Annotated in this window: 10 protein-coding genes; 9 read left to right on the plus strand and 1 reads right to left on the minus strand. The window is 51.5% G+C overall.

From position 1 onward, the window contains the following. Nucleotides 1–12: 12 nt before the first annotated feature. The 8 genes from NZ772_09880 to NZ772_09915 all read left to right on the plus strand — a co-directional run bounded on the left by NZ772_09880 (nucleotide 13) and on the right by NZ772_09915 (nucleotide 4,813). Nucleotides 13–816 (plus strand): HesA/MoeB/ThiF family protein, encoded by an 804-nt coding sequence (locus tag NZ772_09880; GenBank protein MCS6813859.1) that lies wholly within the window; start codon nucleotides 13–15, stop codon nucleotides 814–816. 72 nt (nucleotides 817–888) lie between these two features. Next, the gene (locus NZ772_09885; GenBank protein ID MCS6813860.1) at nucleotides 889–1,254 is read left to right on the plus strand and encodes an iron-sulfur cluster assembly accessory protein; all 366 of its coding nucleotides are present in this window, start codon (nucleotides 889–891) and stop codon (nucleotides 1,252–1,254) included. Between the two features lie 95 nt (nucleotides 1,255–1,349). Then, nucleotides 1,350–1,649 carry a 2Fe-2S iron-sulfur cluster-binding protein gene (locus tag NZ772_09890; protein ID MCS6813861.1) on the plus strand — a complete coding sequence of 100 codons (300 nt, stop codon included), beginning with the start codon at nucleotides 1,350–1,352 and terminating at the stop codon, nucleotides 1,647–1,649. A gap of 64 nt (nucleotides 1,650–1,713) precedes the next feature. Further along, entirely contained in the window at nucleotides 1,714–1,965 is a 252-nt protein-coding gene (locus tag NZ772_09895; protein ID MCS6813862.1) for a ferrous iron transport protein A, read from the plus strand. 179 nt (nucleotides 1,966–2,144) lie between these two features. Then, a complete protein-coding gene (locus NZ772_09900; protein ID MCS6813863.1) occupies nucleotides 2,145–2,747 on the plus strand; it encodes a CBS domain-containing protein in 603 nt (200 codons plus the stop codon). A 271-nt stretch (nucleotides 2,748–3,018) separates the two neighbouring features. After that, nucleotides 3,019–3,759 (plus strand): dinitrogenase iron-molybdenum cofactor biosynthesis protein, encoded by a 741-nt coding sequence (locus tag NZ772_09905; GenBank protein MCS6813864.1) that lies wholly within the window; start codon nucleotides 3,019–3,021, stop codon nucleotides 3,757–3,759. 104 nt (nucleotides 3,760–3,863) lie between these two features. Further along, a complete protein-coding gene (gene fdxB, locus NZ772_09910) occupies nucleotides 3,864–4,160 on the plus strand; it encodes a ferredoxin III, nif-specific (protein ID MCS6813865.1) in 297 nt (98 codons plus the stop codon). 2 nt (nucleotides 4,161–4,162) lie between these two features. Next, nucleotides 4,163–4,813, plus strand: a complete 651-nt coding sequence (locus tag NZ772_09915) for a class I SAM-dependent methyltransferase (GenBank protein MCS6813866.1) — start codon at nucleotides 4,163–4,165, stop codon at nucleotides 4,811–4,813. A gap of 21 nt (nucleotides 4,814–4,834) precedes the next feature. Here the strand turns inward: NZ772_09915 and NZ772_09920 are convergent, their stop codons facing one another. Next, nucleotides 4,835–5,632, minus strand: a complete 798-nt coding sequence (locus tag NZ772_09920) for a PhzF family phenazine biosynthesis protein (protein MCS6813867.1) — start codon at nucleotides 5,630–5,632, stop codon at nucleotides 4,835–4,837. A 100-nt stretch (nucleotides 5,633–5,732) separates the two neighbouring features. Here NZ772_09920 and glmS point away from each other — a divergent pair. Beyond that, nucleotides 5,733–7,546 (plus strand): glutamine--fructose-6-phosphate transaminase (isomerizing) (glmS, locus tag NZ772_09925; protein MCS6813868.1); only part of this gene is annotated, 1,814 nt, incomplete at its 3' end.

Below are 7,546 nucleotides of genomic sequence, written 5' to 3' on the forward strand. Positions count from 1 at the left end.
GGAGAGACTATTGTGCAAACACTGACTCCTACTGAACGAGAACGCTATCGCCGCCAAATCATGCTGCCAGGATTTGGTGAAGAAGCCCAACAGCGACTGAAAAACTCCACCGTACTGGTGACAGGAGTTGGTGGCCTAGGAGGAACTGCGGCCCTCTATCTAGCAGTCGCTGGAGTAGGGCGGTTAATTCTCTTGCGGGGTGGGGAATTGCGCTTAGATGATATGAATCGCCAGATTCTCATGACCCACGACTGGGTAGGCAAACCCCGTGTCTTCAAGGCTAAGGCGACCCTAGAGGCCATTAATCCTGATGTGCACATCGATGCCATCTGTGAATATGTGACAGAGGGTAATGTTGATGCCCTGGTTCAACAAGCGGATGTTGTCCTTGACTGTGCCCATAACTTCACTGAGCGTAATCTGCTGAATGCTGCCTGTGTGCGCTGGAGTAAACCAATGGTAGAGGCGGCCATGAATGATATGGAGGCATATCTAACGACGATCGTCCCTGGTTTAACCCCCTGTCTCTCTTGCATCTTCCCCGAAAAACCAGAATGGGATAAACGCGGCTTTGGGGTGTTAGGCGCTGTCTCAGGCACTCTTGCCTGTTTGACTGCCTTGGAAGCCATCAAACTGATAACTGGCTTAGGTACCCCTCTATTATCACAACTGTTGACCATGGATCTTAGCCGTGCTGAGTTTTCCAAACGCCGTCCCTATCACGACCCCACCTGTGCCGTGTGTGGCACCAAAAGCCAACGCTTAGTAGTAGCCAACCCTTCCTTACCACAAAACATGTCCTATGCAACTCTCTAGTAGTGCATCGGAGTCATGATCTCCCTGCTCAATCCCACTGTTGTTGTTACCTGAAACCTAAGGAGAAACCCCATGACCATTATCCTGACTGAAAGAGCTGAATTCCGCCTACGTGCCTTCTTGCAAGGTAGTGCAGGCAGTTCTACTGAAAAGGGCATCCGAGTTGGTGTGAGTGATGGTGGCTGTAGTGGCTATGAATATAAACTCGATATTGTCAATGGCCCCCGACCCGATGACCTAATTGAGCAACAAGGCCGTGTGCGCATTTACATTGACCCCAAAAGTGCTCCCCTGCTGCAAGGTGTCGTGATTGATTTTCTAGAAGGGCTAATGGAAAGCGGCTTTAAGTTTACGAATCCCAATGCGACTGACACCTGTGGCTGTGGCAAGTCTTTCCAGGCGGGAGATTGCACCCCCACCGCCGTACCATGCAGCTAGTACACCATGCAGCTAGTACACATGCAGTACACATGCATGTCAGCCCTTACCTAGCCTATCCCAGTTAACCTATGTAACCTTTGGAGATGATCTCTATGGCAACGTTTCAAGTCCGGCTGCTGAACAAAAAACGGCAAATTGACATCACTATTCCTGTAGACGAGACCACTAGCATCCTTAAGGCAGCAGAAGAGCACGGAGTGGAGTTACCCTGTTCCTGTCAATCGGGGTCTTGTTCTAGCTGCGTAGGCAAGGTGGTTGAGGGTGAACTCGATCAGTCAGAGCAAGTATTTCTAGATGATGAGCAACTGGCTAAAGGGTTTGCGCTGCTCTGCGTAGCCTATCCCCGCACTGACTGCACTATCCGTACCCACCAAGAGGCTTATCTGGTCTAGGGAGGCCCTGAAGACTAGATTTTCGGCTCCATTCTCCGTTGTCCTATTCTCAGAGGTATAGCCAATGCTGACGACACGATTTTCTGTCAAGGGCGCATCGTTGGAATTGCTGCGATCCCACGAAACTGGCATGATTAAGTACATCAACACCCTATGTAGTGCTACTGCCCAAAAACTGCACCAGTTGGGACTATCACCAGGACAATTGATTGTTGTGGAACAACGCTCTCCCCAGTTCATTGTTCGTGTTGGTAACGATCGCCATGTCCTAGATGCCGCCGAAGTGAAGGCTATCTATGTCCGCATCATCAGCTAACGGAGTCTGTTGCCGTCACCAGGTGTGTTTAGTGAGCATAGGGAGGTACAGAGCAACCATTTAACGAACTCTTTTCTAATTCCATAGCATTCAATTGCATAGGCTGCCCTCTGAGCTTGCAGCCAACAGATGCAAATGCGTTTTCCACATCATTCAATAGGTATTGGAGGAAATAAACCATGAAAGCTCAAGACATTATGACCCAAGAAGTGGCTACCATTCGTGGATCTGCTACAGTTGCAGAGGCTGTGAAACTGATGAAACTGAAGAATCTACGATCGCTCGTTGTAGAGAATCGCTACGACGAAGATGCCTACGGTCTGGTAACTGAGGATGACATTGCCAAGAAGGTAGTTGCTTATGGCAAAGACCCCAACCAAGTCAAGGTCTGCGAAGTCATGACCAAGCCCTGTGTGGTCGTCAACCCAGATTTGGCAGTAGAATACGTTGCTCGGCTATTTGCCCTCACAGGTGTCGATCGCGCCCCAGTCATTCGTGGTGACTTGCTGGGCATCATTTCAGTTACTGATATTCTGTTCAAGAGCGACTTTTTGACCAACCCTCGCCTAGCCGTGTTAGATCGGGCGTTGGCAGAGGCAAGAACCGCTGCTCAGGCGATCGCTGATGCCCAAGGCACAGACTCCGAAGCTTTTATATCAGCATGGGAAAAGGTTGAAGAGCTAGAAGCAGAGGCAACCCACCTGCGCTCTGGCATTGCCGCTAGTCCTACACCCTTGCAAACGGGCTGCTTGCCCAATGCCACCGAAACTGTAGCTGTGTAGCAACAAATTAGCTGGTTAGGGCCTATTTACGGTTGAGGACTCAAGTCCTCACAACAAACGTACTCACGATAAGAACTGAAGTCTACCATGTTCGCTGCGGACTCAAGTTCTACTACAAACGCTCTAGCCAATGATGCGTAGCTATGCAAGCTCGGTGATGCCCCTTCTTCTCCTAGAGGAGAAGGGGATAGATAATCCGACCCTCGGCAGTGGGTTACATCCTGACTGCTAAAGGTTACTGCTCAATTCTGCAATTTGGAGACCAAGTTCCATGGCTGAACAACCCATTTCTAATGAGGCTGCCTTCAGGATTGCCCTTGCGGCACGCTGCTTTCCAGAGTTATCCCTAGCCGAGTTTATCGAAGCTCTGATGACCTATGGGGGCGATACGTTAGATGAGGCTGCTCTGAGCAAGATTACAGTCACCAACCTGAAAACAGCCCTAGGGCAAACCTACGAGCTAGATGAGGAGGAACATGGGGAAGATGCTAATGCCAGTGACATTGCAGCATTCAAGCAAGCCGTGAGAATTCTCTGGGGCGAATTGGATGACGTTGACCAGTTACCCACTGTCGAGCCTTATCAGGATGGAGACATGCCTAATTCAGTACGGGTGGCAGTGGCTTCTAACAATCGAGAGATGTTGGATGGTCATTTTGGCTCTTGTTTGCGGTACTTGATTTATCAAGTTTCTGCGGACGAGATTCGCTTGGTTGATGTTCGCTCTGCCCTAGCAGCAGATTTGTCTGACGATAAAAATGCATTCCGGGTTAGTTTGATTCGAGATTGTCCGGTGTTGTATATCGTTGCTATTGGTGGCCCTGCGGCAGGAAAGGTTGTGCAAGCAGGGATCTATCCCATCAAGAAGGAAGCAGGTGGTGAGGCTAGGGTAATGTTAAAGGAACTGCAACGGGCGATCGCGACCTCTCCTCCCCCCTGGTTAGCCAAAATTCTGGGTGTTAGCGAGGGCGATCGCGTCAAAAACTACAAAGGATCCACAGCGTTGGTATGACCCTGCCGAGGGGCTAGTCCAGAGCACGATTCATGATGAATAAGCCGACTGATGACATAACTCACCACAAGTAACTAAACCACAAGTAAGGAGAACAATAACCCATGACCACATTAACCGGATTGACCTTTGGCGGCGCGACATGGACCCCCAAGTTTTTGCAAGCGATCGACATTACCCGTTGCATTGGTTGTGGCAGATGCCTCAAAGCTTGTGGACGTGGTGTCATGGCACTGCGGGCACTAAATGAAGATGGGGAGTTTGTGGAGAATGAAGATGATGACGAAATTGAACGCAAGGTCATGACGATCGCCAACGTTCAGAACTGTATTGGTTGTGAAGCCTGCGCGCGAGTATGTCCTAAAGATTGTCAAACCCATGTTGCTCTAGTGATTTCTTGACGATGACTGCCTCTACCTCCTCCTTGCCCTCCTCCCCTGTCAATAGGCATGTCAATGGGCACAACTGGGTGGCCTACTACCAAGCCGTGGAAGGTCGCCCACCCCGTGAAACCCTGCTAAAAGCCTTGGCAGCCTTTGATGCAGAATCCGTACCAGAGCGATCGCGCTTCGCAGTGGATCTTGGCTGTGGAGATGGACGCGATACCGTAGAACTATTGCGCCGAGGCTGGCATGTATTAGCCATTGATGCAGAACCTAAGGCATTTGAGCGCCTGCTCAGTCGTTCTGGGTTGCGCCGTGATCTGCTGCAAACCCAGCAAATGCGCTTTGAGGTGTTAACCTTGCCGCCAGCCGTAGATTTGATCAATGCCAGCTTTTGCCTGACCTTTTGCCCACCTGCTAATTTTCCCCACCTTTGGCAGACCATTATCACTGCCCTCAAACCCGGTGGACGCTTCTGCGGACAGCTATTTGGCGATCGCGACTCTTGGATCATTTATCCCAACCGTACCCACCACACGCGCCTAGAGGTAGAATCCCTACTACGCCCCTTCGAGGTGGAATGGCTGGATGAAGAAGAGCACCCTGGCGTGACCGCGATCGGAGAAGAAAAACACTGGCATCTGTTTCACATCGTTGCCCGTAAACGCTGACCTGTAGCAATCGGCGTACCTTTATGCCAGCAACTCACCCCGAAGAACGGTGACCGCCTGTCCAGCCAACAGCACCCGATCGCCCTGCACCCGCGCACGCACCACACCCCCCCGTGCCGATGCCTGATAGCCCACTAGCTCCGATTTGCCTAGGCGATCGCCCCAAAATGGAGCTAAGGCACAGTGAGCAGAGCCAGTCACCGGGTCTTCGTTAATGCCAGCCCTAGGGGCAAAGAAGCGAGAAACAAAGTCATAGTCTGGGCAATCGGCACGACTGGTGACTATAATGCCGCGCACCGGCAAGGATTGTAGGGCAGCAAAGTCAGGGATCATCTGCTGGACGATCGTGGCCGACTCCACTGCTAACAAGTAATCAAACCGAGTCTTACCCCCGTAGATCACTGCCGAGGGCATGGGAATGCCCAGCATCACTGGCAAGTCCGGTGGAATCATGGCACTGTCTACCGGCGTGAGGGGAAAATCTAGTTGGATCCACGATCCTTGTCGCGTAGCAGTCAACAATCCGCTGCGGGTATGAAATCGGGCAGGGCAATCTTCAGGTAACACCCCTTCGCTCCACAACACATGGGCACTGGCAAGGGTAGCATGTCCACAGAGGTCTACTTCCACCGTAGGCGTAAACCAGCGCAGGTTAAAGCCATCGGCCTGGGGTACCAAAAAAGCGGTTTCCGATAGGTTCATTTCTTGGGCAACCTGTTGCAACCAGCGATCGGAGCGTAGCTCTGGCAACAGACAAACTGCCGCTGGATTGCCTGCAAACGGCTGACTGGTAAACGCATCCACTTGAAAGATCTGCATACCTGATCCCTGATGCTTGTCATCTAACCAGCTTATAGCATTAGCATAGTCAGGTGTTATCCTTACCTCATTCGCGTTTGCCAAGGGAGCAAGCAATCTTATGTGTGGTATTGTCGGCTATATCGGAACCCAACCTGCCAGTGAAATTCTGCTGGAAGGGCTAAAGAAACTGGAATATCGGGGCTACGATTCCGCTGGAATCGCTACCGTTTGGGATGCAAAACTTCACTGTATACGTGCCAAAGGCAAACTGCGCAATCTGCAAGAGAAACTAGCAGCCCACACCATGCCAGGGCAAACAGGCATTGGCCACACCCGCTGGGCAACCCACGGCAAGCCAGAAGAGCATAACGCCCATCCCCATATGGACATGGGGCGGCAGGTAGCCGTCGTGCAAAATGGCATCATCGAAAACTATCGAGAACTACGGGAAGAGTTGAAGCAGAAGGGCTATGTATTTGCCTCGGAAACTGATACAGAGGTGATCCCCAATTTGGTGGCAGACTGTCTGCACCAGATGCAGCAAACTGGAGAACTCAAGACCCACCCATCCCCATTGAGTGAAGCAGTGCGTCGAGTTGTACATCGACTAGAAGGAGCCTTTGCGGTCGCGATCGTTTGTGTAGACTATCCCGATGAAATCGTCGTAGCACGACAACAAGCCCCGATCGTCATTGGCTTTGGTCAGGGAGAGTTCTTCTGTGCCTCAGATATACCTGCTATCTTGCCCTATACCCGCGCCGTAGTACCCCTGGAAAATGGTGAAATGGCCACCCTTACCCCCTTAGGCGTAGAAATCTATAACTTTGCTGGGGAGCGTTTGCGGAAACATCCCCACCTCCTAAGTAGCACATCGATCGCCACCGAAAAGCAGGGCTACCGCCACTTCATGCTCAAGGAAATCTACGAGCAGCCCAGCGTTGTTCGAGACTGTCTAGAAGCCTACCTCAGCCCCGATTGGACTGCCAGCCACGCCACTAACCCCGTTAATTTAGGTTTGCCCGATGATGTCTACGCCGACCTTGATCAAATTCATATTGTTGCCTGTGGCACCAGTTGGCACGCCAGTCTAGTGGGTAGATACCTATTAGAGCAATTAGCTGGGATCCCAACTCATGTGTACTATGCTTCTGAATTTCGCTACGCACCACCGCCCCTAACTGCCAATACACTCCTAATTGGAGTCACCCAGTCAGGTGAAACAGCCGACACCCTAGCAGCGATCAGTATGGAGCAAGAGCGCCGCACTAACCAGCCAGATGCATTTCGTCCCCGGCTGTTGGGCATTACCAACCGGATGCAGAGCACCTTAGCACGGCTAGTAGACTGCGCGATCGACACCTACGCAGGCATTGAAATTGGTGTGGCTGCCACTAAGACCTTCACTGCTCAGCTATTGGCCTTCTATTGCCTAGCACTAGATTTGGCCTATCGCCGCCGAGCCATTCCCCTCACTCGCATTGAAGAAATTATAGCTACCCTGCGTCATATCCCTGCCCACATCGAAGCCTATCTAGAAAAACAGGAGCGGATTATAGAAGAACTTACCCACGACTTTTCCCATACCCAGGATTTTGTGTTTGTGGGACGGGGCATCAACTTTCCCATTGCCCTTGAAGGTGCCCTCAAGCTCAAAGAAATTAGCTACATTCATGCTGAGGGCTATCCTGCTGGAGAAATGAAACACGGCCCCATCGCCCTCTTGGATGACAAGGTACCCGTCGTCGCGATCGCCATGCCGGGTAGCGTCTACGAGAAGGTACTCTCCAATGCCCAGGAAGCCAAAGCTCGCGATGCTCGTCTGATTGGAGTCTTACCCCCTGACGATGCCCACGCCGCTGAAATCTTTGATGATTTGTTGCCTGTGCCAGCCGTAGAAGAACTCCTATCACCCATTCTCACCGTCATTCCCCT

This window comes from Cyanobacteriota bacterium (genome assembly GCA_025054735.1).
Lineage (GTDB): Bacteria > Cyanobacteriota > Cyanobacteriia > SKYG9 > SKYG9 > SKYG9.

Excerpts from the sequence above, each read along its gene's own strand:
- NZ772_09885 (MCS6813860.1), top strand. The coding sequence starts at position 889 with ATGACCATTATCCTGACTGAAAGAGCTGAATTCCGCCTACGTGCCTTC.
- NZ772_09890 (MCS6813861.1), top strand. The coding sequence starts at position 1,350 with ATGGCAACGTTTCAAGTCCGGCTGCTGAACAAAAAACGGCAAATTGAC.
- NZ772_09895 (MCS6813862.1), top strand. The coding sequence starts at position 1,714 with ATGCTGACGACACGATTTTCTGTCAAGGGCGCATCGTTGGAATTGCTG.
- NZ772_09900 (MCS6813863.1), top strand. The coding sequence starts at position 2,145 with ATGAAAGCTCAAGACATTATGACCCAAGAAGTGGCTACCATTCGTGGA.
- NZ772_09905 (MCS6813864.1), top strand. The coding sequence starts at position 3,019 with ATGGCTGAACAACCCATTTCTAATGAGGCTGCCTTCAGGATTGCCCTT.
- fdxB (MCS6813865.1), top strand. The coding sequence starts at position 3,864 with ATGACCACATTAACCGGATTGACCTTTGGCGGCGCGACATGGACCCCC.
- NZ772_09915 (MCS6813866.1), top strand. The coding sequence starts at position 4,163 with ATGACTGCCTCTACCTCCTCCTTGCCCTCCTCCCCTGTCAATAGGCAT.
- NZ772_09920 (MCS6813867.1), bottom strand. The coding sequence starts at position 5,632 with ATGCAGATCTTTCAAGTGGATGCGTTTACCAGTCAGCCGTTTGCAGGC.